The organism is Vibrio sp. YT-19(2023), from assembly GCF_033337395.1.
Window position 1 is genome coordinate 1 of record NZ_JAWOQN010001011.1, and the last position, 544, is coordinate 544.

Consider the following 544-nt stretch of genomic DNA (forward strand, 5'->3'; position numbering starts at 1 on the left):
GACCGCTAATAAATGTTCTTTCGGCACCGATGCTAACAAAGTCGCAGTAAGCTCATTGGCCACTAAGATGATAGGACGATCGATGGCCGCATTCTCTTGCTCACTGTTATGCAGAAAATACAGCAACCTTTGCCCCAACTCTCGGATATCTAGTGCTCGTTCACGCAAATAGACATCTGACATACGAGCAAAGCGGTTTGAATAAGTTTCGACTACCTGACGCAACGCCCAATCCGCTCGATCGCCTTTTTCAATCTGTTTCTTAAGATCGCCGCGCAACATTGGATCATTGAGCAAGTGGGTAAACAAATCGAATATCGCTAACGCATCTTTATTGATTTCGCTGTCGAACTTTTTCCGCATCCGGCGAAAGTCATTCAGCGCACGCTCAATCGCTACCAGCAGCAGCTCTTGCTCTCGCTCTTTATCCAGCGTGGAAGACGGGAATACGTCCGACAAACTCGGCTGCGTGTTGTCAAACCAAAACTCTCCGATGGCGACACCCGTTGATGCAGGCAAGCCTTTAAGAACCGTCGGTTTTGAG

General features: G+C 48.3%; 1 protein-coding gene. It reads right to left on the bottom strand.

The window, feature by feature from the left end:
* Nucleotides 1-544 (bottom strand): phosphoenolpyruvate-utilizing N-terminal domain-containing protein (locus R7E78_RS29725; RefSeq protein ID WP_318059092.1); only part of this gene is annotated, 544 nt, incomplete at both ends.